This is a genomic window from Nocardia sp. NPDC049707, from assembly GCF_040674855.1.
In the GTDB taxonomy this organism is placed as follows: domain Bacteria; phylum Actinomycetota; class Actinomycetes; order Mycobacteriales; family Mycobacteriaceae; genus Nocardia.
Window position 1 is genome coordinate 1 of the sequence record NZ_JBFANN010000035.1, and the last position, 26,211, is coordinate 26,211.

Annotated in this window: 17 protein-coding genes; 10 read left to right on the forward strand and 7 right to left on the reverse strand. The window is 65.3% G+C overall.

The window, feature by feature from the left end; genetic code table 11:
• From AB0J29_RS26495 to AB0J29_RS26510, 4 genes are all read right to left on the reverse strand, one after another.
• A partial coding sequence (locus tag AB0J29_RS26495; RefSeq protein WP_364791706.1) for a hypothetical protein occupies positions 1–1,205 on the reverse strand: 1,205 nt, incomplete at its 3' end.
• Complete coding sequence (locus tag AB0J29_RS26500; protein ID WP_364791709.1) at positions 1,202–1,483, reverse strand: hypothetical protein; 282 nt, start codon at positions 1,481–1,483, stop codon at positions 1,202–1,204. The genes AB0J29_RS26500 and AB0J29_RS26495, both read right to left, overlap by 4 nt.
• Positions 1,480–3,168 carry a hypothetical protein gene (locus AB0J29_RS26505; RefSeq protein WP_364791712.1) on the reverse strand — a complete coding sequence of 563 codons (1,689 nt, stop codon included), beginning with the start codon at positions 3,166–3,168 and terminating at the stop codon, positions 1,480–1,482. The genes AB0J29_RS26500 and AB0J29_RS26505 overlap by 4 nt, the downstream gene beginning before the upstream one ends.
• A 69-nt stretch (positions 3,169–3,237) precedes the next feature.
• On the reverse strand, positions 3,238–3,669 hold the full coding sequence (locus AB0J29_RS26510) for a YbaB/EbfC family nucleoid-associated protein (protein ID WP_364791715.1): 432 nt from the start codon (positions 3,667–3,669) through the stop codon (positions 3,238–3,240).
• A gap of 194 nt (positions 3,670–3,863) precedes the next feature.
• Here AB0J29_RS26510 and AB0J29_RS26515 point away from each other — a divergent pair, with 194 nt between their 5' ends.
• Complete coding sequence (locus AB0J29_RS26515; protein ID WP_364791718.1) at positions 3,864–5,795, forward strand: type VII secretion target; 1,932 nt, start codon at positions 3,864–3,866, stop codon at positions 5,793–5,795.
• 74 nt (positions 5,796–5,869) lie between these two features.
• On the opposite strand, the gene AB0J29_RS26520 is transcribed toward AB0J29_RS26515, so the two are convergent.
• Positions 5,870–6,886: a hypothetical protein gene (locus AB0J29_RS26520; RefSeq protein ID WP_364791721.1), complete on the reverse strand. Its 1,017-nt coding sequence runs from the start codon at positions 6,884–6,886 to the stop codon at positions 5,870–5,872.
• A 99-nt stretch (positions 6,887–6,985) separates the two neighbouring features.
• Positions 6,986–8,119, reverse strand: a complete 1,134-nt coding sequence (locus AB0J29_RS26525) for an FAD-binding protein (protein ID WP_364791724.1) — start codon at positions 8,117–8,119, stop codon at positions 6,986–6,988.
• Between the two features lie 222 nt (positions 8,120–8,341).
• Here AB0J29_RS26525 and AB0J29_RS26530 point away from each other — a divergent pair, with 222 nt between their 5' ends.
• From AB0J29_RS26530 to AB0J29_RS26540, 3 genes are read left to right on the forward strand one after another with little or no spacing between them, the layout of a single operon-like run.
• On the forward strand, positions 8,342–8,725 hold the full coding sequence (locus tag AB0J29_RS26530; RefSeq protein WP_364791727.1) for a YbaB/EbfC family nucleoid-associated protein: 384 nt from the start codon (positions 8,342–8,344) through the stop codon (positions 8,723–8,725).
• Positions 8,726–8,759: 34 nt separating this feature from the next.
• Positions 8,760–10,742, forward strand: a complete 1,983-nt coding sequence (locus tag AB0J29_RS26535; RefSeq protein ID WP_364791730.1) for a type VII secretion target — start codon at positions 8,760–8,762, stop codon at positions 10,740–10,742.
• On the forward strand, positions 10,742–12,844 hold the full coding sequence (locus AB0J29_RS26540) for a hypothetical protein (protein WP_364791733.1): 2,103 nt from the start codon (positions 10,742–10,744) through the stop codon (positions 12,842–12,844). The genes AB0J29_RS26535 and AB0J29_RS26540 overlap by 1 nt, the downstream gene beginning before the upstream one ends.
• Positions 12,845–13,094: 250 nt before the next feature.
• Here the strand turns inward: AB0J29_RS26540 and AB0J29_RS26545 are convergent, their stop codons facing one another.
• Positions 13,095–14,084 (reverse strand): hypothetical protein, encoded by a 990-nt coding sequence (locus tag AB0J29_RS26545; RefSeq protein ID WP_364791736.1) that lies wholly within the window; start codon positions 14,082–14,084, stop codon positions 13,095–13,097.
• 542 nt (positions 14,085–14,626) lie between these two features.
• Between AB0J29_RS26545 and AB0J29_RS26550 the strand changes: the two genes are divergently transcribed.
• From AB0J29_RS26550 to AB0J29_RS26575, 6 genes are all read left to right on the forward strand, one after another.
• Positions 14,627–15,583: an NlpC/P60 family protein gene (locus AB0J29_RS26550; RefSeq protein ID WP_364791739.1), complete on the forward strand. Its 957-nt coding sequence runs from the start codon at positions 14,627–14,629 to the stop codon at positions 15,581–15,583.
• Entirely contained in the window at positions 15,583–16,626 is a 1,044-nt protein-coding gene (locus AB0J29_RS26555; protein WP_364791742.1) for a hypothetical protein, read from the forward strand. The genes AB0J29_RS26550 and AB0J29_RS26555 overlap by 1 nt, the downstream gene beginning before the upstream one ends.
• A gap of 360 nt (positions 16,627–16,986) precedes the next feature.
• Complete coding sequence (eccA, locus tag AB0J29_RS26560; protein ID WP_364791745.1) at positions 16,987–18,747, forward strand: type VII secretion AAA-ATPase EccA; 1,761 nt, start codon at positions 16,987–16,989, stop codon at positions 18,745–18,747.
• A gap of 5 nt (positions 18,748–18,752) precedes the next feature.
• Entirely contained in the window at positions 18,753–20,312 is a 1,560-nt protein-coding gene (gene eccB / locus AB0J29_RS26565; RefSeq protein WP_364791748.1) for a type VII secretion protein EccB, read from the forward strand.
• The gene (gene eccCa, locus AB0J29_RS26570; RefSeq protein WP_364791751.1) at positions 20,309–24,319 is read left to right on the forward strand and encodes a type VII secretion protein EccCa; all 4,011 of its coding nucleotides are present in this window, start codon (positions 20,309–20,311) and stop codon (positions 24,317–24,319) included. The genes eccB and eccCa overlap by 4 nt, the downstream gene beginning before the upstream one ends.
• 496 nt (positions 24,320–24,815) lie before the next feature.
• On the forward strand, positions 24,816–26,198 hold the full coding sequence (locus tag AB0J29_RS26575; RefSeq protein ID WP_364791754.1) for a PPE domain-containing protein: 1,383 nt from the start codon (positions 24,816–24,818) through the stop codon (positions 26,196–26,198).
• Positions 26,199–26,211: the final 13 nt, after the last annotated feature.

A 26,211-nucleotide genomic window follows, 5' to 3' on the forward strand; every position in this document is an offset into this window, starting at 1 on the left:
GTGGTCTGTGGTGTACCGGTTGGTGGTGTGGTCTGTGGTGTACCGGTTGGTGATGTGGTCTGTGGTGTACCGGTTGGTGATGTGGTCTGTGGTGTACCGGTTGGTGATGTGGTCTGTGGTGTTCCGGTTGGTGGTGTGGTCTGTGGTGTTCCGGTCGTTGGCGGCGTGCCGTTGGATGGCGTGGTATCCGGTTGCGATTCTGAGGATTTCGTTGATGTGGTGGATTCGGTTTTGGCCGGCGCGGCCTTTGGCGGGAGGGGGTGGGCGAAGACGGTGGCCGAACCGACGAAGCCGCCGACGAAACCGTGCAGCAGCGCGTCTCGCAGTTCGGCGCCGTCCGGGATATGCCCGGTGACAAGAATCTGCGCGCCCGCACCGGCGACCCCACCCGCGGCGCCGCCGACCCCGCCGATCAGGACACCAGCGGTGACGTGCGCGCCGTAGCGGACGATATTGGATTCCGATTTCCCGGCGACCTTGCCGAGGAACTTATTGATACGGGGAGCGACACGCGAGGCGACTCGCGCTCCGACGCCACCGGCGACACCGGCGATGATCCCGGCGTCGCGCACCAGGTCCCATTCGATCTCGTCGCGGTGGTGCAGTACCTCCTTCTGGTAGATCTGGGCGCCGAGGTTCACACCGACGCCGGTACCGGCGCCGATAACAGCCCCGATGGCCGTGGCCTTGGCCAGCGGCAGCCCCTTGCGCTTGGTGGCACACTCTTGCCCGACCTTCTTGACTACGGCGTAGCGCCGTCTAGCGGCCGCGGTCCACGACGCTTCGGCGGCCGCCCTGTCCTCGGCCGCTTTCACCGCGCCTGGTGCAGCCAGCATCGCGTCCGCCACCAGCTGCGTCAGCAGCGCGATTCCGGTTCCGATCACCTGTAGCTTGGTGAATTCGGCCTCGTTGGCCTTCTTGTAGCACTGCTCGGCCATGGAATCGCCGTACTCGGCCTGGTTGTTCAGGTCGCTGCCGAGCTGCGCATTCCTGGTCGACTTGGTGTCGGCGCTGTAGCCGTGGAGGGCGGCCTTTTCCGCCGCGGACGCGGTATCGTGCCGCCCGGCCAACTGGCGGCAGCGTTCCGCGTTCGCTTTCCACGCGTCACCCTCGCGGCGCACCGCATCCTCGTCACAATCCGGCCAGTAGCCCGCGACAGCGTCGACGAGCCACTTCGGAAATATCGCGGGCAACGTCAGGGTCACAGCGACGTACCGGGAATGGCGGTCTGTTCCGCGGGCGGTTCCGGAACTTCGGTAACGGTATCGGCGACAACCGATTCGGTGACGAATGCCCGACGTGCCGTCGCGACCATGTCATCGGTGATATTCGGATGCGCCAGCGCAATGATGATCAACGCCGAGTCGGTATCCGGCCCCAACCCCACATGCATCCGCATCGGCCGCCCGCCAACAGCCGCCGACAATTCGGTCTCGAAAGTGCCGTGCCGCGCTCCGGCGGTGTGTCCACCGCCGGAGCTCACGGCGTCGCCGGTTTCCGTGCGGTCTCGATCAGCAAGCGGTGCAACACCTTCGCCGGTACCGCGGACTCGGCACCGTTGATCTGTACCTCGGTGAACGCATCCGCCACCGCCATCCCGGGATCGAACCGACCATTGTGGAAACCGTAACCGCTCAACTGGGCGCGCCATTGCTCGTATTCCGAACTCGACTCAGTGACCGCATTCTCGCGCGGCGTCGTGCCTCTGGCACGCGTGAACTCGGCAATCAGCGCGTCCTGAGCCGCCTGCCTGGCGCGAAAGCTACCTGCTACATCGAGCGCGTGTCCGAGTTCGCGGACCATGGTCGAATACACCGGGCGCCGATCCGACCCGCGCGCGAGTTTCCCGGAATGCGTTGCGGTTCGGATGTATTCGGCGAATACCCCGGGATTGCGGGCGACCACCGTGTCGAGCACGATGCGACGGGTGAACGGCTCCGGGCCGGTGGCCCCCGCGACCCAGTCCCATTCCAGGCGGGTGGCGGCGTCGGTGGATTCGGCGATCGCTATCTGCCGCAGATCGATATAGGGGTACTGGGTCAGCACGTCATCGAGTGCGGCCGCGATTTCCCGGATCGTGTACCCGTCGACGCTCGGATCGTCGAAGCCGACGAGTTCTAGATCATGTCGCTCGGCCAATTTCCGTGCCAGCAGTGCGTTTTCACCGCCGGCAGCACCATCGGCCGCCCACGGATGGCGGGCGGCGGATTTCGACTCGGCGCCGAAAGCCTTGCCCGCCGCCTTCGGCGCCGGACGGGCGAGCTGCTGGTGCTGGTCGGGCAGGTGCGGCGCGGACATCCGCGGCGGCATACTCGACGGTGCCGATACGCGCGGCGCGTTGTTACTCGGTGCCGATGTCTGCGCAGATGCGGCGGCCGCTGCCTTCGACGCGGAGGTATCGGCCGCCGAACCGGTGCCGGACACAACTCTCGACCACGGTGTATTCGGCTGCTTACGGTCGGTGGCCGGATTGTCGACGGCTGGTCGGACGGCGGCCGGTGGCGCTGAATCACCGGTGGTGGCCGCCGATTTCGGGTAGGAATCGGGGGTGTTGCGTGCATTCGGCAAGCCCGTGCTGTCGCCCGGCCGACTGCCCTGGCCGGGCATGCTGTTCCCATTGGGGCCGCTCGGGGTGGTCGGTGTAGCGGCAAAGGGGGCAGGCTGTGCGCTACCCGACGTATCCAGTGGCGCGGTCGAAGTCGGCGGAGGCTGATAGCCGGTATCGGGTTGCGATCGGTTCGATGATTGCGTGGCGTAGGGCGTGGTGTCTGTCGCAATCGGAGTCGGTTGACCCTGTGAGTACTGATCGGTCGGTGGCGTCGAGCTCGGGTTCTGGCTGTGCGGCTGCGACTGTCCTCCGGCATGGCTGACCAAGCGCGCGGATTCGCGATCCTGGCGGTCGAAGCTGTCGACGAGGTCGCTGACGATCTTGCCTTCTTCGCGCAGGCTCGCGACCGTCTTCGCCAGGCTCGCGATCCCTTTCTCCATATCCGGCACATAGGTGTCCGCGAATTCCCGGCCCGGATCGTCCTTGCCCCACGGCTGGCCTTCGCGCTCGAGCGCGGCCTTCAACTGATCGAGCGCCCGCTGCGCTTCGGCGCCGATATCCTCGAATTCCGGTACCAGTGCTCGAAGGCGCTCCTCGTCGACCTGCAACGACTCCGCCACACCGTCTCCTCATACGTCCCTGCGCCCAATTCTTACGTGCTCCACCGCCCTTCCCGGGGATGGGAATACTCAGTCGGCGCGCGGACCGCGGTTCTCTATGGATTCGCGGGTATCGCGCCAACTCGGCGAGTCGGGCACCAGATCGGGCAGGTCGGGCATGAGCTGGGCGGTATCGACGATCGGTGCGATCAACGCGTCATGCTGCGAGCGCGCCGAGCGGGCCGCCGCCTGCGCGGCCTCGACTATCGCCCGTCCTACTTTTTCGGGCTTCGCGCGCATCCCCTGCGCGGTCAATTGGACGTCGGTGACCACCCCGGCGCCGTCCACGGTCACCTCGACCAATCGATCGGATGAACTGGCCCGTACCCGCAGCGCGTCCAGTTGCTGCTGGATCTCGGCGATCTGGGCTTGCTGTTTCTCGTAGACGTTCATGATGTAGTCGATCTGATTTCGCATACCGCTGTTCGCCGACCGCAGGCCTTCGAGCTCCCATTGATCCATTGCCGGCTCCCGCTTCGTTCATCGCTGTCGTCGGCGCTTCCGGCACCCATTCGGCGGGATCCGTCGGCGCCACAGTCCGCCGATTATGGATCGGCCGCATCCGACTTCCCGCAGGAGGGAGGCCTCCGGATTCCCCACCAGTGGGAAGGATCGACAATGTTGAAGTCGGCGGTGCGAAAGGGTCTGATCGAACAATGCCGGAAACCAGCATGAATATCGACCCCGCGGTGCTGCGCCAGTTGGCGCATCAGCATGAGCAGGTCGGGCGCGATACTCTTGCATGGTCGGAGCCGCCGCGCGCGTGGCTGGCCAGCTTCGAGTCGACCTACGGCACCATTGCGGATCCTGTCCGCCAGGCGCTGGAGAAGTACTACAACGCCCGTGAGCGCGCCGGCAAGGCGCTTGCACAGGAGCATTTCAACACTGCGAAGTCGCTGCGGGACTCGGCGGATTCCTATGAACGCACCGACCACGAGATGGCGTCGCACATTCGAAACGTCGGTCACGATTCAGGGGGCTCGCACAGCGGGCAGGCGCCCAGCGGCGTGAACCCGAATACTCAGCACACCCCGCCGCCGGGTGGCCCCGTTGGTGGGCCCGGTGGACCGGGCGGTGGACCCGGCGGTGGGCCTTCGTCGACCGATACCCCGATGGCGCCCGCGGCATCGAATGGTTCGACACCGACGAGCAGCGCACCGGGCGGTCCCGGCGGCCCATCCGGTGCGCCGGGCACATCCGGTATGCCGGCCACATCCGGTATCCCGGGTGCGGTTTCGCACCCGGACCAAACGACCGGGACATCCGGCGTGACAGCCGGAACCACACCATCATCGGTGTCGGCCGGTCCGCTCGGCTCCGGTCCGGGCGTGGGACCGGTGTACACCGGTTCGACGGACGATCGCGGTTCGGGTCAGCCGCCGGCCGGACCCACCGCGGCCGGCGATGCCACCCCGATGCCGGTGCCGGTGGGCACACCGTTCGCGTCCGCCGTCGCCGCCGCGAAGGACAAAGAGGCCGAACCGGCCTATGTGGTGGGCAACACTGTGAACGACGATCTGGTACTGGCCAGGACCCTGCTCAGCAGTGTGCTCGCGGCTGTCGATTCGCCGGTGGGCATGGCCTGGGCGGTTGCAGTGATGCGTGGTCCGGGCGGTGTCGGTGTCTTCATCACCTCGAACGAGGGTCGCGGCTGGCTGCCGGCCAGGCTCTACCTACCACGAGAGGTCTCGACGCCGTGGTTGTGGGATGAAGTGCTCGGCCCCGATACCGACACCTCATCCTGGGAAAGTGTGTCGGATCCGGCCCGGGTGCTGGTTGAATTCGGCATGGCCTGGGGGCCGAAGGCGAACGCGGGCCTGTCGGCGCTGGTCTCCTCCGGCCCGATCGATCCCGGTCTGCGGACGCAGCTGAGCGATGTGGCCATGGAGGGACTCGTCGGCCCGACCTACGACGTCGACCTGCGCGAGTTCACCCCGGATACGGCGGACCGGCTCGGTCTGGTCGGTTCCCCGCCCGCGCTGCAATCCGTTGCGACCGTGTCGGATGAGCAGGTGCGCGAGCGCTGTGTCCAATTGGCGACGGATGCGCACACCCGAGTCGGTCGGTCGGTGGCCGCCAGCGCGGATGCCGCAGGGGCACGGCAACTGCGCGAGCGGATCCTCGCGAGCTTGGCGGCGGGGCAGACAGTATCCCGGCAGAAGTGGGATGAACTGCGCGATGCCGACGATCTGCTGGCCGCCTCGATGCTGTCGCGCCGGGTCGATGTGGGCCGGGTCGGACTGGGCGACTTGCGAAGCGACACCGAATCTTCCGGTTTGCGCGACATGATCTTCGAGCGCCGCTGCAACGAGTTGGTGTTGTTGCTGGCCGAAGAGGCGGAGCGGCAGAACCTGCGCGACGCGATCTACGCGCATGAGCAGATCATGGACCATCCGCAATTCGTGGAGGTTCCGGCCGCGGTCTCGGTCGCCGAGGACGAGCGGGTTTCCCGCCCGGCGGGTGCTGCGGTCAGCGCCCCTGCGGTCAGTGCTCCCGCGGTCAGCGCTCCGGTCGCGGCCGGACCGCCGACCGGGGCCGTGGTCGCTCCGACCTCGCCGCCGCCTGTCGTGGCGCCGGAGCGGCACTGAGATCGTGGGACAGTGACAGCCGCTGAAGGTTCGACAGCGGCAGTCGGGTGTCGTAGGCGATCAGCCGTCGCGTGCTACGAGGCACTCCAGGTGGGGGTGCCATAGACATTGAGTTTGTCGATGCCGTGCTCGGCGGAGAAGCCCAGTCCGACTGCCGAGTAACGCCAGGTTGCCCCACACGATTCCGCTGCCTGGGCAAGGGCGTCGACGGCATCGGTGGTGCCGTGATGCCGGGAGGCGAGTTCGCGCACGAGCCCGGTCAGGTCGTCGTCCTGCCGCGCGCACAGGGTGAGCCCGAAGACAGGTTCGCCCGCTCCGCGGGTACGGCAGACGAAGTGGTCGTATTGGTGGATCTTGGCCGCGCCTACACCACACTGAATGAACTCGGACAGCACTTGCCATGCCGGATCGCCGAAGTAGCGAACCAGTTTCATCGGCACGGCGACGTCGTCGTAGCGGGCCCTCAGATAGATCTTGTGGTTCACGTCGCCGTGCGCGTCCACCTCGATCGCGGTGCCGACAGGCTTGATGAGCTTCTCGTGGTTGGGTATGGACGTCAAACCGGTGAATCCGGGCCATGCGCTCTGCAGTCGTTGCAGCTCTTGCGGCCCGATCGTCGGACCGCCGTACACCTTGAGGCGGGCTGCATGGTGCGGTGCTGCGGCGTGGTGGACGACACCTATCCACGTGGCGAAACGGCGTCGCGCCGGAACCTTCGCGGGATCGGGATACAGCGTCGAGACGAAGGAGTGCAGCATGTCGGCGACCGTTTCGTCTCCAACGGGCAGCCATGCGACGAGATCCCGGATTGCGGTGAGTTGAGCGGCGAGGCGGGAGCCGAACTCCGTCTCCTGTGTCGCCGTCTCGGTGGTATAGCGGATGGCGGGTGTGATTTCGCCTCGGCCACCGCTCACGCTGGCTTCGAACGGGATACCGGAGATGGTCAGCCTGCTGGCGCGGAGCCCATCCGGGCCTCGCGCGTCCAGTGTCCCGCCACAGGCGCGTGCCATCATGGCGCGGATGGGCGCTGGATCACAACGCAGCGTCAGTCGCTCGGCCAAGTCGACCAGGTAATCTCCGGCTGCTTCCATATCGACAATCTCTCGCATTCCGACCGACACCCAGTCGTCCACCCCCCATCCGTGGGCAAGGCGGACGGGGATGCCGGTCTGTCCTGGATTTGGCCGGGATCAGGCAGGCATGGCGGCCTTCGCGATCGGGAGGTGGGCGTTGACGTGTTCCAATTGGTGCGCGGTGCGCAGCCGCGCCAGCTGATTCAGGTCGGATCCGTAGAGTCGCTCAGCCAGCGAGTCGTCGAGGTCGTTGACGCCGTACAGATACGGACGCCCGCCCAGTTCGCAACAGCGTTCCAAAAGGTCGCGAAACACCTGGCGGATCGCGGTGCTGGCGGCTGGGTCGCGGTGGACCGAGGTGTAGACACCCAGTCCGATCGAGACGGGGGCACTGCCGACCGGGGCGAAGGCGAACGAGGTCGCGTCGAGAGAGCGGCGCACGATCAGGATGTACAGCATCTCGAGAGCACCGTTCAGCGGAGCGCGGTCTCGTAGTGCCTCGACGGCCGCGAGCATCGGTGCGAGCTGCCCGGCAGGCACGACGTAATCGGTCCACAGACGCACGTGATCAGCGGACGGGGCGACCGGCCGTGCACTGTTCGGGTGACTTGTGAACGGCAGATCGGGCACGATCGTGCAGCACTCGTCGTCGCATTGCCTCGGACCGTTACTGTTCCAGCCTGTGGTGGAGATGAACGTGCCGCGGCGCACGGACGCGCAGAAGATGTCGACATCGTCACGTTGTGCCATCCGTTCGGTGTGCTCAACGAGTTCGGTCAGTGTGGCATGGTGTGCGCGGTGCACATGTGTGTCGCGGCAGTACGGCACCGTGCGCAGCACTACCCGTTCGATCAGCCCGACCGTGCCGAGCCCGCCGAGCGCGAACCGGAACAACTCCGGATGGTCGGCACGCGAGCACCAGCGGCTGGTTCCCGTTCCGTCGATCAGTTGAATCCGCTCCACATGGTCGACCTGCCAACCGTGCCGCACGGAGTTGACCCCGGCACCGCCGACCGAAAGGGTGCCGCCCACCGACGTATACATGTAATCGGTGAGCACAGGGAAGGCCCTGCCGTGGCGGTTCAGATATCGCTCCAGGCCGTACCAGTTCATCCCGGCGGGCACCTCGACCAGGTCGTCGCCGAGGTCCCGCACTTGCTGGGCGGCTGTGTCCGGCGCATAGGTGACCAGCAGCTCACGGTCAGTGACGGTTTGCCCGTCACAAGAATGACCCGCACCGCGTAGCGTCAAAGGTCGACCGGAGCCGAGGACTGCGGAAGGAAACGCGGAGGGCATTCGGTGTACGGCCTGGGGGACGGCGCGCCGCAGACCGCCGAAGTCGGTAGCGAACTCGTCGATGGGGACCTCACGGGAAATTCATGGTCTCGCCGTGGAGACCGGCTCGACCCGAGTATGGTTCCTTCCCAGTGTTGGGAACTTTGCGTGGCGGTAGTGGCGCATCCTGGAAGATCTATGAGAGAACTCCACCCGGACGTGCGCGCCGGACTCAGCCTGGCGAGAGAACTGCGGCACCGCATCGCCGATATGCGTGAACGTGCTGACGCGATCGTGGCGCGTCGCCCGTCCCCCAGCGGCTTGGTCATTCCCGAGGTCGACGCGAGGGGGCGGCTGCGGGACCTCTATCTGGCGCCGGGAACTTGCGCCCGGTTCGACAGTCAGGAACTGGCTGCGGAAATCGTGGCCGCCATCACCGAGAGCACCGCGGACGCGCGGCGGCAATACCAGATCGCCATGAACGACCCCGCAAATCTGCCGAGGCCGCTCTCGGAGGTCATGCGGGAATGGCGGGCCGGACCGGACCGCGAGCCCCCCAATTTTGGGAAGCCGGAACAATGAATTTGAGTTAGCTGGCGGGAGGAATCAACCGAGCATGCCCGAAAAACTGGTTGTCGAGCCGGACGAGCTGCGCCAAATCGCCAAGCAGCACGATCTTGCTGCGGCAAACCTCCGGAAGTGGGGTGAAATCCCGCGTGCTTGGCTCGCCGAATTCCAAGATGCATACGGTTCGATCGCCGACCCGATGCGCGGCGCTCTAAAGGACTACTACGACAGGCGCCACGACCGTGCCGAACGCCTCGCCGTCCACCATGAGCAGACTCGGGATCAATTGCTCACGGCGGCAAGGGAACTCGAAGAAGGCGATCAGGCCAGCGGACATCAAGTCCGCCAAGCGGGCGGTAACGACCACGGAGCCCCTCCGGGTGGGTGGAGACACGGCGCACCCACAGATCCCGTCCGGCCGGTGCACAACGGGCCGGACACGCCGATGGCGAACGGCACTCCACCGGGGCAGCCTCCCATAACCGCCCCCGACACCCTGGGCATGCCCGACGGGACGCCCCGCTCCGATCAGGCACCCCTGTCGCCCGCCGCATCGGCACCACAGTCCCACGACACGCTGCCCACCGGAGTTGCAGCGCCGATAGGAACCACGCCGTCGGTCGGCGTGTCGTACTCCGATACGCCGTCCTCGGTCGGTGTATCGGAGTACGGCGCCGACACGCCGGGAGTCGCGGCGGCCGACTCGAGCAGTCCCGTGAGCACGTCCAGCGGCTCGAGCCTGGTCGGCGGAATATCCACACCACTGGCGACGGATACGTACTCGACGGTGGACGCTGGTCCGGGCGCGGGTGCCCAGATCCCCGCACCACTGGCACCAGGCCCGTTTGCGGCTGCGGTCCACTCGCCTGAGCGCAGGCAAGCGCTGCCGTCGCTCGTGGTAGGTGAGCGGGCTGAAGACGATTTAGCGCTTGCCCGTACCCTTCTCGCCTCGATCCTCGCCGTCGTAGCTGATTCGGCGCGTGGTACGGAATGGGCGGTGGCGGTAGCGCGGACCCCCGACGGGCCCATCATTTCGCTGACCTCTACCGAGGGGCGCGGCTGGTTGCCTCCCGGGCTGTTTCTGCCATCTGAGGTCAGCCTCCCGTGGCGGTGGGACTCTATCCTCCGTCCTGCGGATCGGGAGGATTTCGCGGCGTTGGAAGGGACCACCGACCCGGCCCGAATGCTTGCCGAGTTCGGCTCGATGGTGGGCCGTCGCAAGAGTGTCCGGATCAGCGCTCTGGTGTCGTCCGCGGCAATCCCCGATGTTGTGCGCGCGGCCGTCGGCTACGATGTCGCCATCGAGGAGTGGGTGTCCGGGGCCGAATCCGCTGTCGACTTCGCCATGCCCGGTGTCGGACTGGTCGACCGGCTTGCGCTTGCTGGTTCGGATGAATTGCTGCGCGCGGCGGCAACAGTGCCCGAAGCGGAAATTCTGGCCAAGTGCCTTGAACTCACGCGAGCTGCGGATGCGCGGGTCCGCGGCGCCGTCTCCGGCATCGACGCGGAGACCGTGGCCCGCCGCGCTCGCCGGCAACAGATCCTCGATGCACTCCACGCCGGTCAGGCCGTCCCAGCGTCCTGGTGGGACCAGATCCGCGCCGCGGATGACATGATGGCGGCGGCTTTGTGGTCACGGCGGGTGGATGTATCGCATATTCCCGTTGGCGGCGTCCGGACGGATGCGTCCGCGGAAGCGATCCGCGGGATGGTCTTCGAGCGCCGCGCCGACGAACTGTTGATGTTGCTCGGAGCGGGCGAACCCGGCCGCCAGACTCTGCGCGATGTCCTCTATGCATACGGCCAGATAACTGAGCATCCGCTGCTACCGGCGGCGGCAGCGACGGGCACTACCGGAGTGGCCACGGCGGTTCCGGACGTCAGGGTTGCCCGCAGTGTCAGGTCCGATCCCCACGCCGTCAGTTCTGTCAGTGTCGGTTCCAGCCGCCTTGGCGGGACTCCCCTGTCCATCGACGAGTTGTTGAACCGTCCGCCGGTGATCGAGGGCGCCAGCGAACAGAGGAAAGACTGATGAGCAAAGTAGACGACGTCGTTGGCAAGATCAAAAAGGACTACGAGCCCGGGACCTGGGATACCGTCGGCTTCCAGGACGACCAGGCAGAAAACTCGTTGAAAAAATTGGCCGAGTTGAATTCGAGCGAGTACAGGGAAGCGTTCGACCGACTCAAGGACGTCAAGCACTCCGACTCGTACGAATACAGCCTATTCGAACAGCTCGTGCACGACGCCCCCGACAAAGTCAAGAATGACCCTAAATACAAGGATATTGTCGATTCGCTTAAATCTGGCAACGCGACAGATTACCTCGAAAAAAAGAAGACCGGAGAGCAGGCTGCCGATAAACCGAAGTTCGAGCTTTATGGCGGCGAGGGGATGCTATGGATACCGAAGGGGGCAAGCGAAGCTCTGATAAGCCTGATCAAAGACACCGAGTTCACTTTCAAGTGGCAACTCGACACACTCGGCATCCATAATCCGAAGGATGCGCCCAACTTTAGTACAATTCTCGACGGCAACCAGGTCAAGACCGCGGACGGCTGGTCAAGTGTCAGGGATGAACACGAAGGTCTGAAGAGCCGGCTGGAAGGTCGACAGAAGGAGTACACCAATAAGCACAAAGAAGTCGACAGCACCACAAAAGACTCCAAGCTAACGGGAGAGCAACTTTACAAAGACCTGATAGGTATCAAGGATGAACTCAACAAACAACTCAGGATTGAGCCCGATAATCTCACGCGTACCGACAACACGCTCACGGAAAACCCGCCACACTCCAACGACCCAGACCCAGCCGCTAGAAAGCCGGTACCCGTCTACGAGAAGAACACCAAGGAGAATACCTACGGATACGGCAAATACCTGCTGACCGCCGAGGCGGAACAAAGATACTACGTCTCGAAGATCGACACGGCTGCCGAGAATTGGGAAAAGAAGTACGCGGAAGCGACCAAGAAGTACCAGAACGACGCATGGAAGGTCGATGGCTCCCCGGCCCCGGCCCCGACTCCTACCCCCACACCGACTCCTACCCCCACCCCCGCCCCGACTCCTACCCCCACACCGACTCCTACCCCCGCCCCGACTCCTACCCCCACTGACGACGACTACAGCAAAACCTACAAGGATCTCTTCGGCGACGGTTCGGATGCGAAGACTGCCGACGGTACGGCCGACGGCACGGCCGACGGTACGGCCGACGGCGCCGGTACCAGCGGCTCGAACAGCACCATGATGTCCGCGGTTAATTCGGCGATCAGTGCGATCGAGAACCTCAAGTCGGGAACCAGCGGGAAATCCAACGCGAGAACCAACGCGACTCAGGCCGGATACAACACCGGCGGCGGCGGTTCTTCGGGGTCCGGTGGTACGGATATGGGCTCGATGATGATGCCGATGATGCTCATGCAGATGATGTCGCAGATGATGTCGCAGATGATGGGGAACGGCCCGGACCAGCAGAGGCAGCGCGAGGAAGAGCGCGACGAGCGGCGGCGGCGGCGCAGGGAGCAAGAGCAGCAGGCCGCGGCGCAGGCACAGGCGCAAGCGCAAGCACAGCCAGCCGTTGCGACGAACACGCCGACCAATGTGGTCCAGGCGGACGTCAGCGCGACACCGCCGCCGGTGGGCGCCGGTGGGCGGTCGATGGTCGATATGAAGCTGCCCGACGGCACGACACAGAAGGTGTCCTCGGCGGTCTCGCAGGCCGTGAACAAGGAGCTCAACAATCCGAACGGCAGCGATGCCAGGTCGGCTTACGCGGGCACGACCGGACAGCCCACAGCGGGCAGTCCGTGGGTTTCGGTCGACAGCGCGCACCTGCAGACCGGTGACGTGGTGCAGTGGGCGAATCGGAGCGCGATTGTCGTAGTGGAACCCTCGGGACTGGAGGTCATCATCAACGGCCAGCTCGTGCCGCTGGACCCGAACAACCCACCCGATGGCGGCACCGGCGCTTATGGCGACTTCCAGGGGTTCTTCCACCCGAGCGGCGCAGATCTGGACACCTCCGCGCCGCAGCCGGAACAGGCATCGACGCCGAGCACCCCAAGGGTCACCACGGCGCCGGCGGCGCCGACAGCCCCGCCTGCGGTTCCACCGCCGATGTCGATCTGACATGGCACTGCGGTCCCCCTGAAATTCGAGGGGGACCGCAGTGGGCCGATCGGTGCCGCGCGCTCATCGCCGCACCGGCATCGTGCGTTGCCGACGTGTGAGTCGACAACCGGAATTCGGTTCGTGCCAGATCAATTCGGCCATAGTCGCGCCAGACCAATTCGGCCGTGGTCGCGCCAGACCAATTCGGCCGTGGTGGCTACTCGGCAGACGATATCGCCTGCCGACGGCGGGACGAAGGAATCAGCGGTTACGCCTGCACCACAGGCGAATCCACGGTGACGTCGTCGTCGGGATCGTCCTCGTGCGCTTCTTTGGTATCGGCATCGGTCGGAGTCGATCCGGTCCGATTCACCGCACGTCGGACACTTGTGCGAGCCGACACCGGGGACATATTCGCGACCGGCGTGGCCGATGCGGCGGGCGCACTCGCGCTTGCCGCCGGTGCCGCCGCCACGGGTTGGCCGGTACCGGGCGCCGCCGGTGCAGGGGCGGGACCGCCGGGCGCGACCCCGGGTGCCGCCGCTGGTGGCTGGCCCTCGCCGGTCTTCGCGCCGGCCTCGGCCGCGTCTTTGTCCTTGTCTTTGTCTTTGTCGTGCGGCTTCAGCAATTGCGGCAACTGCGACACCAACGGCATTGCCATCATGGGCAGCATTGCGAGCATCGACATCATTTGCCCGAGCCCACCGTCGCCACCGCCGCCGCCGGAACCGCCGGATCCGGACTGGCCACCGCTGCCGGATCCGTTGCTGCCGGAATCGTTGTTACCGCTTCCGGCCATATCCTGGTTGAGCTGGTAGACCGCCTCGACCTTTTCGTAGGCAAGGTCGACCGCCTCGGCGACCAATTTCATGAGGGCCACCTCTTGCGCGGGTTTGAGCTTCCCGCTTCCGGCGGCCTTCAGCTTCGTCTGGAGTTCGGCGACGATCCCTTTGATCGCGCGCAGCGTCTCATCGCTGCCCTCGGCGACCACGATGGAGGTCTTCATGACCTTGGTGTCGTAGGTCAGCAGTGCGGTCTGCCGGGACTGGACCTTCGCCAGAGCCTGCTCGTACTGCTTCTTCATCAGGCTGTCGCCGATGCTCTCGTAGATCACCGGTCGCAGCAGATCATCGACCTTGGGTGGCAGCTCGGGGGTACCCCGGCCCAGCAGATCGACGGCGGTTTGGATGGCCTCTTCGGCCATGGCGATGAATGCCTTCAAACCTGCCGACGCGCCTGGTGGCGGTATCAGTTTCACCGTCCAGTAGTGGCCGGTCTTGGGCTTGCTCGGAGTGCTGGGGGATGGGGTGGCTGGAGTGCTAGGGGATGGGCTCGGCTCCCCGACCGCTATTCCCCTGGCTGGAGTGCTGGGGGTTGGGGTGGTCGGAGCGCCGGGCGGTGGCCCGGATGGAGTGCTGTGGGTTGGGGTGGTCGGAGCACCGGGCGGTGGCCCGGGCGGTGGGCCAGATGGAGTGCTGGGGGATGGGCTGGATGGAGCGCCAGGCGGTGGGCCGAAAATAGCGCCGGGCGCTGCGGGACTGCTAGCGGTCGGGGAGCCGAAGAGTGTCTGCCAGGTCTCGGCTGCGGTACCCACCAGTTCTGCCGCCATATTGTCGCCACCGCCTCCCAGAAGTTGCTCCCATTGTCGTGTCTTCCCGCCGCTGGGAAGATGAATCATTCGCGCGATTGCCTCATAGTCGTTGTCATCCCGAGATTCGGGGCGACCGGTGCCAACCGGCGAAACATTTGGCGAGCAGGTCCGGAGAGGCGGTCGGTGATGAGCGAGAGCGAGTCGGTCGAATGCCACCGGAATTGACGGGCGACCTCCAGGAGGTCTTGCGCGCCCTGCTCGGGCTGTACGGAAACGGACAACCCGACGCGGCCGCCACAGCGAGCACCGTTCAATCGGTCACCAACGATATGAGTGCCCACGCCGGAAGAGGCGTGGTCAACTACACCGATGCGCGCGGCATCCAATCCACGATCGCGGAATCGCATGCCGGCAAAGACGGTGTTGTGCACAAGACCGTCGGCGACGCCGGGGACGGTACGGTCGTCGGGCGCAATCACTTGACCAATCAGATCGCCGATCTGCAATCGCGAATTCAGGCGATCGCCTCGGTCGGCGATACCCGGTTCAGCGGGCCCGCCCTGCTCGAAGCGGCGCATACGACCATCGCCAAAGCGGCCAAACAGGTCGATACCGATGTCGCGGCGGCGCGTCAGCGGGCGGCGCAGATCATGCCGCCAGGCATGCCCGAACTGTCCCGGCGAAAGGCCGGCAGTTCGACACCACGTCGTCGTCGGCGCGCTCGTTCGCGATCCGCGGTGCTGTCGAACGGCCGGCGCGGCCGACCTCGGGTGCCCTTGGATGGAACCGCGGGCAGCAAGGCCGTCGGCGCGGCCAGCGAATGGCTCGGCGCACCGTACATCTGGGGCGGGGGCGGCGCCGGTGGACCGAGCGGCGGTGGCTTCGACTGCTCCGGTCTCACCCAGTACGCGATCGCTCAGGCCTCCGACGGCCATGTGGTGCTGCCACGGACGACCTACGAGCAGATCTACAGCGGAGTGCGGGTCTCCCCGGCGGATGTGCGGCCCGGTGACCTGGTGTTCCCCGCGAGTTCGTTCAGCGCGCGGGGACCGGAGCACGTCCAGTTGGCCGCGGGCAACGGCATGGTCATCGAGGCGCCGTATTCCGGTTCGACCGTGAAGTGGTCGCGCATGTCCAGCGACGCCGTTGTGGTGCGGGTGCTGTAGTGGCGGTGGAGATTCCGCCGGAGCTCGCGGAATTCCTCGACTGCTGTGGGGTTCGATACCCGGATATCGACGAAGGCGATTTGCGCGGGCTGGCAGTGAAGGTGCGCACGTTTGCCGCGAATACTCGCGGGCCCGGTGTCGATGACAGCGGGAATGCGCTCGCCGCGTACGAGCGCCTGGCGGCGACATGGGCCGGAGCCGATGGCGACCATCAGGCCGAACTCGATCGGGTATGCGCCATCATCGCGAATGCACTGGATGCGGTGGCCTACGTCATTACCGTGACGAAGGCGGTGGTCCTGACCGAACTGGCCGCGCTCGCAACGACTTACGCGGCCATGACGGCCACACCCGCGGCCCGGGTCGCCGGACCGCTCGTCACCGCCGCGGCACAGCGACTGTGCGCACAGATGGAGCGGGCGCTGATCGGCTACCTCGTCATCGAGGTGATCGGCCGGGCCGTCGAACCGCTCGGACGCAACGTCGGCAAATTGTTCACCGGCGCGGCGTCGGTAAGGACCTCGCCCGCCGAACGGGTCGACGAACCGCGAATGCCCTTGGCGGCCCTTGCCGAACCGCGGATCCTCGACGTGCCCCCTGCTCAACCGCAGCAGTCCGGTGTGGCTCCTGTTGAGCCGCGGTTGTCTGGCGTGGTTCCTGTTGAGCCGCACCACACCGGTGCGGCGCCTGCCGAGCCGCAGTTGTCTGGCGCGGCCTTTGACGAAGACGTGCCGGCCGTCTCGGATGTTGCCCAAGGCGGTCGAGTCGGCCCACGCACGCAAGCGTCGCTCGGCCCGAGCCGTTCGCGTGGCTTCGTAACACCGTGGGCGCATGCGGTTCGGGCATCGGCGCAGCGCGCGGCGATCCCGAAAACAATGCCCGCCAAGGCCTTCCAATCCTTGGATCGGCTCGCGACAACGGCACGCAAGCCGCGGGAAACGCCGTGGTCGAAGCTCGCTCGGCAATCGGAGACACCATCGAGCGAATTGGCTGGAGCCGCCACCGTACCTACGATCCGGCGGCGCACAGACGGCGGTCGGTGAACGGGCCGCCGAACGAGGGCGGCGGCCGACGGTGTGGGATACCGACGGCCGCCGCGTGACAGATCGTCGGGGTTTGGGGGTGACGATCTGCCTTTTGCCAGCCGATGGGCGGCTGCCGGATCACGGCCACCAACCACAACTGGAGGGGCTGGGTCTTCGGGATGAGGGACCGTCGACCCATGTCCAATATACCGCTAAATAACGGTACATTCAACATTGGGCCGATAAGAAGTGCATACATAGACCCGGTCGTCGGGTAACGGTGCTGTCTTCCCAGTCTTGGGAATAGTTCGGCGGTCGTGACCATGCGCCGAAATGGTTATCTTCGGTCCACGAGGATCGTCGGAAGGGAAGTCCGAGTTGTCTGCGGCCGAGGACGCGTTCTACACAGGTGTGCAAAGTCTGGCGCTCGTCGCCGGCGGCGTGCGAAATGAACATCAGGCCGCGGCTGCCTTTCGCGCCGCCACGGACCTGGATCCGGATATGTGCGATGCCTGGTTGGGCCGCGCCATGGCCGGTGAAGTCACCTCCGAGGTGATCTACGGTGCGTACCGATCGGTGCACAACCTGTACCGGGATCAGCAACGGGCGGGGCTGGTCGATCGTGCGCTGTGGTGTCAGGTCGAGATCGGCGTCTTCGGGCTGCGCGTGGCCATGGCGGATCGGGATCAGATCGCCATCGCACAGGCATGCTCTTATGCCGATGGCGGCGAATGGGGGGAAGCCGCAGCGATTCTCGCCGAAGTGCCGCGCGACGATGTGGCCGACTTCGTGCGGATGTCGCTGTTCTTCCGCACCAAACAGTGGCTCGATGTGCTCGCCACTCGCAATGCCAAGCCCGCGCTCGAGGATGGGCTGCTGGATATCGCGGCCGAGCTGATGACGGCACAGGCGCTGGCGCATCTGGGCCGGCTCGGCGAGGCCCTGCCGCGCGCGCAGCGCATCGTCGAGGACAGTCAGTCCGGCAATCTGTCCTACATCTGGGCGGACGCGCACTTCCTGCTCGGCATGCTGCTGCGCCACGACGGCGAGCACGATGCCGCCGACAAGATCCTCAAGGGGCTGCAGGGTTCCGCACTGTGGCCGGACCGCCCCGAATGGCAACGTGCGGTGCGGGACAAGAGCTATCGACTCGAGATCACCAACGCCGAGGTCATCGCTTCGCGCACCAATCAGTGGGATCCGAAGTCCGGTGACGACCCGACCGAGGTAGCCGCATCCGCCGCGAAGCTCGCACGCGAGTCGCAACTGGAGGAAGCCTCCGAGCTACTGCGGGCGCAGATCGGCATGGACTCGGTCAAGGAGCAGGTCGACCGGCTCAAGTCGGGTGTGCTGATGGATCAGGTACGGGCCAAACGCGGCCTGGCCGTGGATTCCCGATCGCAGCATCTGATCTTCTCCGGCCCACCGGGTACCGGCAAGACGACCATCGCCCGCGTTATCGCCAAAATCTTCGCCGGGCTCGGCGTCGTCGAGAATGCCGACGTCATCGAGGTGTCGCGCAACGATATGGTCGGCACCCACCTCGGCCACACCGCGCCGAAGACGAACGCGCTGATCGATTCCGCGCTCGGTGGTGTGCTGTTCATCGATGAGGCGTACACCCTGATCCAGGAGGGGCTCTCCGGTGGTGACGCCTTCGGCAAGGAAGCCGTCGACACCCTGCTGGCCCGCATGGAGAACGACCGCGACAAATTGGTCGTGATCATCGCGGGTTACGAGGACCAGATCGACCGATTCCTGGCCTCCAACGACGGTCTCGCATCGCGCTTCACCAAGCGCATCCGCTTCTCCAGCTATGATGCCGACGAACTGGTGCGGATCGCCGATCATATTGCGAACAAAAAGGATTCGATCCTGTCCGGCGAGGCCAAAGACGTGCTGCGGGTGCGGTGCGAGCAGCTGTCGGGGCAGACCAAGAATGGTCGGCGGCTGATCGATCTGGCGGGCAACGGTCGTTTCGTCCGCAATGTGGTCGAGGCCGCCGAAGCCGAACGCGACTACCGCTTCACCAGGGACAACGCGGATGTGCTCTCGATGACCAATGAGGAGTTGATGACCATCGACTCCTCGGACATCACTGCCGCGCTCGCGGGCTTGGCGCCGGCCGCGACGGGCTGATCCGCATGGCGCGCTTCCGGGTGGTGACCAAGCACCAGATATCGGGCTGGCGGTTTCTGCTGCGCCGGATCGAGCATGCGCTGGTCCGTCGGGACGCCTCGATGGTCGATGATCCGCAGCGTGGTCGTTCCACCGCGCTGTCGATCGGTATCGCATTGGCCTGCATGGTGATCGCCGGTGCGGCTCTGATGGCGTTCTTCAAGCCCGCCAAGAAGGTGGGGGATTCGAAGATCATCGCGGAAAAGGACACCGGCGCGCTGTACGTGCGTGTCGGCGGTCGGTTGCATCCGGCGTTGAATCTGACCTCGGCGCGGCTGATCGCCGGTTCGCCCGACAATCCGGTACCGGTCTCGCCTGACGAGTTGGCCAAGTACCCGCGCGGGCCGTGGGTCGGTATTCCGGGCGCGCCCGGCGTGATCGCGGACAACGGCGACCGGAACTCGTCCTGGACGGTGTGTGATACCGCGAAGGTCGGTGCGGCGGCACCGGTCAATCCGCAGACCGGATTGCCGACGGTCGCTTTGTCGCCGGTGCTGACCACCGCAATCGGCGGTCCACTGACCGTCGACGGCGATGCGATCCGCGGGCTTGCCGCTGATGAGGCGCGGCTGCTGCGCGATGACACCACCACCTGGCTGGTGTACTCCGATCCGCAGCAGGGCATTGTTCGCGCGTCGATAGATCTGAGTAATTCGGCGGTGATCCTGGCCCTTGGCATCGATCCGACCTCGACCGTGGTCTCGGCGTCCAAGGGTTTCATCTCCGCCATCCCAGAGATGCCGCCGCTGCGCGTGCCCGAGGTACCCGGTGCGGGGAATACCGTGACATTCTCCTCGGGTCTGAGCGTGCCGGTCGGTTCGGTGCTCACGGTATCGGCGCCGGATCGTGGCGCATTCTACTATTTGGTATCGGAATCCGGTGTGGTACAGATCAATTCGGTGCTCGCGTCGATCATCCGCAATGCCGATTCGCACGGTTCGATTTCGACGCGGACGGTCGGACCGGATGTCATCGCGGCGAATCTGCGTCCGGGTGCTTGGCCCGGGACGGCCGCCTACCCGACGCGACCCGTACACGTCGTCGACCCGATGCGTTTGGGGGTGACCTGCTATCACTGGTGGCGTGCGGGCACCGATCAGAATGCCTCGACCGAGCTGCTCGTGGGCCGGCAGCTGCCGTTGCAGGTGGACGAACAGAGTCGAACCGTCGGCCTGGTGACGGCCACCGGTTCCCGCGGGACCACCGCCGATGCCGCGTATCTGCCGCGCACCACCGGACGCTTCGTTCAGGTGACCGGCGCGGACCCCGGATCGCCGCGGCGGGAGTCGCTGTTCTGGATCTCCGACAGCGGCGTTCGCTACGGCATCAATGCCGTGGTCGAGTCCAACTCCAATCCGGATTCGACCTTGACATCGCTCGGACTGCGCACCCCGGTGCCCGCACCGTGGTCCATGGTGTCGTTGTTCGCGGTCGGCCCCACCCTGTCGAAGAAGGATGCCCGGATCCAGCACGACGGCATCCCGACGAACAAGGCCGTGATCGGCCTCCCGGGTGGTACCCCGTGACAGCTACCCGCCGATTCGTGCGGCCCGCGCGGATGGTGCGTGGACCCAAAGCTCCTGCGGTAACCGAATTGCGGCTGCAGCCGCCGACCGAATTGCCCAAGCCGGTGCCGCCGTCGCGGCTGAAGATGATCATGCCGGTGGTCATGGTGTCGGCCATGGCCGGGATGATGGTGATGATGTTCCGCGGCGGCGGGCAGATGTCGCCGATGATGCTGATGTTCCCGGTCATGATGCTGGTTTCCATGGGCGGGATGATGGGCGGTGCGTTCTCCGGCAGCGGTAACGGAGGCGCGGCGAGTCTGAACGAGGAACGCAAGGACTATCTGCGCAGCATTACCGATAACCGCAAGACCGTGCATGCCGCGGAATCCGAACTGCATAACTACCTGCGCTATACCCATCCCGGTCCGGCCGAAATCGCCGCGTTGATCGGTGGCAAGCGCATGTGGGAGGTCCAGGTCGCCAGTCCGCAGTTCCTGCGGGTACGGGTCGGGCGGGGCCGGATCGCCAACCAGGTGCGGGTCATCGTGCCCGAGGCCGCGCCGACGTCGGATCTCGATCCGGTCGGCGTGGTCGAGGTGACCCGATTCGCGAAGGCGTATTCGACTGTCGGCGGTATGCCGGTCGCGATCAATCTGCTTTCGGCGCCACAGATCGGTGTCGACGGTGATCCCGATACAGTGGCCGCGCTGGTGCGGGCGATGATTGCCGAGGTCGTCGTGCTGCACGGCCCGGATCAGATCGCGGTCGCGGCGGTGCTGTCGAATCCGGACGCACCGGAGTGGTCGTGGCTGAAATGGTTGCCGCACACCCAACATCCGAGTGATACCGACGCGATCGGGTCGAGCCGGATGGTATATCGCAGCGTTTCGGAGTTGCGTGCCAAGGCGTTGGCCGGACTCAATCGTGGCCCGTTCTCCGCGAATTCCGAACCGACGCTGGATCGCAAGCACTATCTGCTGATCGTCGATGACAGCAGTCCGGCCACCGATCGGGATATCTCCGGTATCGATGGCTGCACCTGGCTGCGGCTGGGCCGGGCCGAGCAGACCTTGCCGAGGGCGCTGAAGTTCACGGTGGGGCCCGATCGGGCGCTGCACGAGGTGACCCCGCGCGGGCTGCGGCGGGTCGGAGTCGCCGACGGGATGTCGGTGGCGACGGCGAAGGCGTTGGCCCGCAGTATCTCCCCGTACCGGCTGTCCACTGTGGTCGAGGCCGTGGTCGCGGACCATGCCAGCGGTGGCACGTCGTGGGAGGAACTGGTCAACATTATCGATCCGGGGGCCATCCGGGTCGAGCAGCAGTGGCCGCCCCGCCGTGACGCGGACCGATCCCGGCTGAACGTTCCTTTCGGTTACGACCCGGCCGGTGGCGTGGTCCATCTCGATATCAAGGAATCGGCCGAGGAGGGTATGGGCCCGCACGGCATGTGCATCGGCGCCACCGGTTCCGGAAAGTCGGAATTTCTTCGCACCCTTGTGCTTTCAGCGGTGGCGACGCATACCCCGGATGCGCTGAACCTGCTGCTGGTCGACTTCAAGGGCGGCGCGACCTTCCTCGGGTTCGACCGGCTGCATCATGTGACGGCAGTGGTCACCAATATGGAGGAAGAGGCCGATCTCGTCACCCGTATGGAAGACGTGATCAACGGCGAAATGGGCCGTCGGCAAAGGGTTTTGCGCGATGCTGGCAACTTCGCCAGCGTCGCCGACTACGAGCGGGCCCGCGAACAGGGTGCGCAGCTCGCGCCGCTGCCCACGCTGTTGATCATTCTCGACGAGTTCGCCGAACTGCTCGAACAGCATCCGAACTTCTCCAAACTGTTCGTCGCGATCGGCCGATTGGGTCGTTCGTTGCGCATCCACCTGCTGCTGGCCTCACAGAAGGTGCCCGCCAACCGGATGGGTGAGCTGGAAGCACACCTGTCCTATCGAATCGCGCTGCGCACCAACCAGACCGCTGATTCCCGCGACGCCATCGGTACCGCCGACGCGTATCATCTGCCGAAGAAGCCGGGTGCGGGTTATCTGCGAGTCGGTTCGGGTGATCTGCAGCGATTCCAGGCCGCCTATGTCGGCTCGCCGTATATCGCGCCCGCGCAGGCGTCGGCGTCCAGTGCTCAACGGGCCAGGCGACCCGGCGGTGGCTACCGGCCGCCACAGCAATTCACCACGGGGCACATTATCGAAGTGCGGCCCGCGGCGGTCGAGCCCGAACCTGTTGTGCAGCGATCGGAGACGCCGGAGGGTGAGCCGGTGACCGTGATGGAGACGGTGCTGCAACAACTGGGCGGATTCGGCACACCGGCGCACAAGATGTGGCTGCCCCCGCTGACCGTGCCGCCGACCCTGGACAAGTTCATGTCCGCTGTGACTCCGGGTTCGCTGCAATTGCCCTGGGCGATCGTGGATAAGCCGCGCCAGCAGCGCCAGGACATATGGTCGATCGACCTGTCCGGTTCGGGTGGCCACGTGGCCGTCGTCGGCGGCCCGCAGTCGGGTAAGTCGACCGCACTGCAAACGCTGATCATGTCCGCTGCGTTGACACATACGCCCGAACAGGTCCAGTTCTACTGTCTCGACTTCTCCGGCGGTCTGTCCGGTCTGCGGAATGTGCCGCATGTCGGGACGGTCGCCTCGGGCCGCGATAGCGATCGGGTCCGGCGCACCTTCGCGCTCATCACCAATCTCATGGCGAATCGGCAGGTGCTGTTCGGCGACCTCGGCATCGACACCATGCGCGAATTCCGGCGCAGGCGCTCCTCGCCACGAGAATCGGCGGAACTCACCGCCCACGGCGACGAACACGGCGATGTCTTCATCGTCGTCGACGGCTGGGATATCGGATTCGCGGTCACCGGACCGTATTTCGACGAGTACCTCCCGGTCATGGAGTCGATCGCGGTGCAGGGCCTGAACTACGGCATCCACTTGGTGGTCACCAGTTCGCGCTGGGCGGCGATCCGTCCCGCCATCAAGGATCTGTTGCAGACCCGAGTGGAGATGCGGCTCGGTGATCTCACCGACACGATCTTCCTCGGACAGCGCAATGTGGTTGCCGCGATTCCACCCGATCGGCCTGGTCGCTGCATCTCCAGCGACGCATTGCACATGCTGACCGCGCTGCCGCGCATCGATGGGGTGGGCGAGGCCGAATCTGCGGGTGCGGGTCTGGCGGCCGCGGTCGACCAACTGAACCAGAAGTACCAGGGCCGCCGGGCTCCGGAGGTCAGACTGCTGCCCGCCCAGGTCACCTTGGCCGAGGTCCGCGCGGGCCGACCGGAACCGACGAATCTGGCGCAGCGCCTCGTGGTGCCCTTCGGTATTCGCGAATCCGATTTGTACCCTGCCACGGTCGATTTCGGTGTTTCGACGCATCTGGTCGTGCTCGGCTCGTCCGGCTCGGGCAAGTCGACGGTGCTGGCCGCGCTGCTGGAGTCGATCCGGCTGCAGTTCAACAAGGATCAGGCCAGGGTGCTGTTGGTCGACTACCGCCGCCAACATATGGACGCCATCCCGGACGACCAGTCGATCGGCTATCTGACCAGCGAGCGCGATCTGCGTGAAGGGTTGCCGCCGTTCGCGGAGAAGATGCGCAGCCGCCGCCCTCCGGACGGTGTGACCTCGCAACAGCTCAAGGATCGTTCGTGGTGGTCCGGGCCGGAAATCTTCGTGGTGATCGACGATTACCACATGGTCGCCCAGCGCGGTATGCCCAATCCGCTGGAGCCGCTCAAGGACATCATTGTCGACGGCCGCGACACCGGTCTGCACGTAATCGCGGCCCGCAATATCGCCCAGGCCGATACCGCGCTGTACGACAGTGTGCTCGGCCAGATCAAGAATCTGAATTCGTCGGGATTCATTATGGACGGCTCGAAACTGGACGGAATTCTGATCGGCGATGTGAAGCCGACGAAGCAACCGGTGGGACGGGGCATCTTCGTCGAACCGCTGCACTCGCGCCGGGATCTTGTGCAGTCGGCCTGGACGCCGCCGGAGGACTAACGCTGGTCGGCAGTGGTGCGGGGCGTATTCGAGATCGACTCGACGAATCTTCCCAATACTGAGAATGCCTTAGCGTTTGTGCTGTACCGCTCACTACTGAGTCGGCGCTCATCGTTAGGAGAACTCATATGTCTTCTCTCACAGTCGACCCGGCGCATCTCCCGGTTGTCAGTTCCCAACTCAACGCAATCGCTGGCCAGGCGATCGGATCGCTAATCCAGACCGCAACCACCTGCGTCGTGGCCCCGCCGGCGTGGGATTTCTGCAGCGCGTTGGTCCTTCCCGCAGTAACTGCTGCTTACGGCGAATCGTTCTACAGCTGCACTGCCGATGGCTTCGTGCATCGCGAAGTCGGAACGGCGGCGCTACCTCCCACGGCCGTCGCCTATTCCGGTGCCGACGCCATCAATCACGCCAGTGTCGCGTGCACTGGTGCGACGCTCAGCGAAATGCCCAGATAGCCGGAACCCAGATAGCCGGAACGAAGGCTTGATCCATGCCGATTTGGAACGCATTCCCGCCGGAGATAAATGTCGGTAGTCTGGTCGGCTACCCTCCCCTCGGGATCCCCCGGCCGCCTGGTGTCGGGACCATCGAATCTGCCGCCAAGTCTTACGCGGAGTCGGGCATGGCGTTGCTGGACGCGGCGGCGAGAACCGAGGCTGCGATGGGCAACATGGGAGAGTCTTGGCGCGGAGAATCGGCCGAATTGGCGCAGTCGGCCTTTCGGAACCATACGAATTGGCTCATCCAGCAGTCCCAGGCCGCCGAGCAGGCGTCGGCAGTTCTGCATTCGGTCGCCGGAGAATTCAAAACCGCCCAGTCTGCAATGAAGATTGTTCGTGGGATGCTCATCGAGAACAAGCTGGAGCGGAAAATCCTTCTCGCGACCAATCAGGGGGGTCAGAACCTTTTTCCGTTGCTCATCAATCAGCTGGTGTATTTCGCAATTTGGGGTGCCGCAAGTGGGGTCTTGGATGCCTATGCGGGTGTGGTGATGCCGACTTTGTCGACGCTGCCGCCGCCGGCTCTGCCAGAGCCCATCGTCACGGACCCGGGTGTGCCGCCGCCACCGCCGCAATTCCAAGTGCCGGTGTACAAGCCGAAGTCGGGTATACCTCAGCAATTCAATAGATCGACTACCGCCAACCACAACAATACGACCACCAATAACAGCACCAATACCGGTACCAATTCCAAAACCAACACAAATACGAACAACGGCAGTAACAACACCGGCGATACAAATACCGGTGATACCAACCCCGGCAAGACGCCGACCGACACCACTCAGTCGCCGACGCAGCCCTCGACAGCGGATCCGAGTGAAATCACTTCGCCGTTCAGCGATTCGGGATCGTACGCGGGCACCGACGGGTTCGCCGAACAGTCGGGATTCCCTGGAACCTCGCCCAATTCGCCGACATTGGCGGGTTTGAGCGGGGGCGCGGGAAGTCTGGTCGCGTTGAATTTGGCCCGGGGCGGACTCGGCTCGATGCCGGGTGCGTCCACCGGATTCCGGATGCCTTCCAATTGGCTGCGCGGTCCGGGCACGGCGTACGGCGCGTCGTCGAATCCGGCAGGCACCGCACCGGCCGGTCGAGCGGCACCGCGTCGGGGCGCCATCGCACCGAAGGCACAAATGCGGCGCCGTCGGGACGAGGAACGGAAACCGGGCAAGGTATTCGTGCCGGGTGAGCAGGTTGAAGTTCCGGTATTGGAGAAGCCGCCGGTGATCGGCGTCATCGAATATGCCGACGAACGTCCGGAAGATGTTGTCGCCGACGGTGATTCGCTCGTGGGCATCCTCGAGCGCTCCGATGACGACGAGCGCTCCGATGACGCGGCGGCGGTAGCCGAGCCAGAGCCTGCCCGGTGAAATACCGCGGCGG

Bases quoted from the DNA above. Each gene is read 5' to 3' on its own strand.
- eccB (WP_364791748.1), top strand. From the start codon at position 18,753: ATGGCGCGCTTCCGGGTGGTGACCAAGCACCAGATATCGGGCTGGCGG.
- AB0J29_RS26550 (WP_364791739.1), top strand. From the start codon at position 14,627: ATGCCACCGGAATTGACGGGCGACCTCCAGGAGGTCTTGCGCGCCCTG.
- AB0J29_RS26530 (WP_364791727.1), top strand. From the start codon at position 8,342: ATGAGAGAACTCCACCCGGACGTGCGCGCCGGACTCAGCCTGGCGAGA.
- AB0J29_RS26535 (WP_364791730.1), top strand. From the start codon at position 8,760: ATGCCCGAAAAACTGGTTGTCGAGCCGGACGAGCTGCGCCAAATCGCC.
- AB0J29_RS26540 (WP_364791733.1), top strand. From the start codon at position 10,742: ATGAGCAAAGTAGACGACGTCGTTGGCAAGATCAAAAAGGACTACGAG.
- AB0J29_RS26510 (WP_364791715.1), bottom strand. From the start codon at position 3,669: ATGGATCAATGGGAGCTCGAAGGCCTGCGGTCGGCGAACAGCGGTATG.
- AB0J29_RS26520 (WP_364791721.1), bottom strand. From the start codon at position 6,886: ATGGAAGCAGCCGGAGATTACCTGGTCGACTTGGCCGAGCGACTGACG.
- AB0J29_RS26515 (WP_364791718.1), top strand. From the start codon at position 3,864: ATGCCGGAAACCAGCATGAATATCGACCCCGCGGTGCTGCGCCAGTTG.
- AB0J29_RS26575 (WP_364791754.1), top strand. From the start codon at position 24,816: ATGCCGATTTGGAACGCATTCCCGCCGGAGATAAATGTCGGTAGTCTG.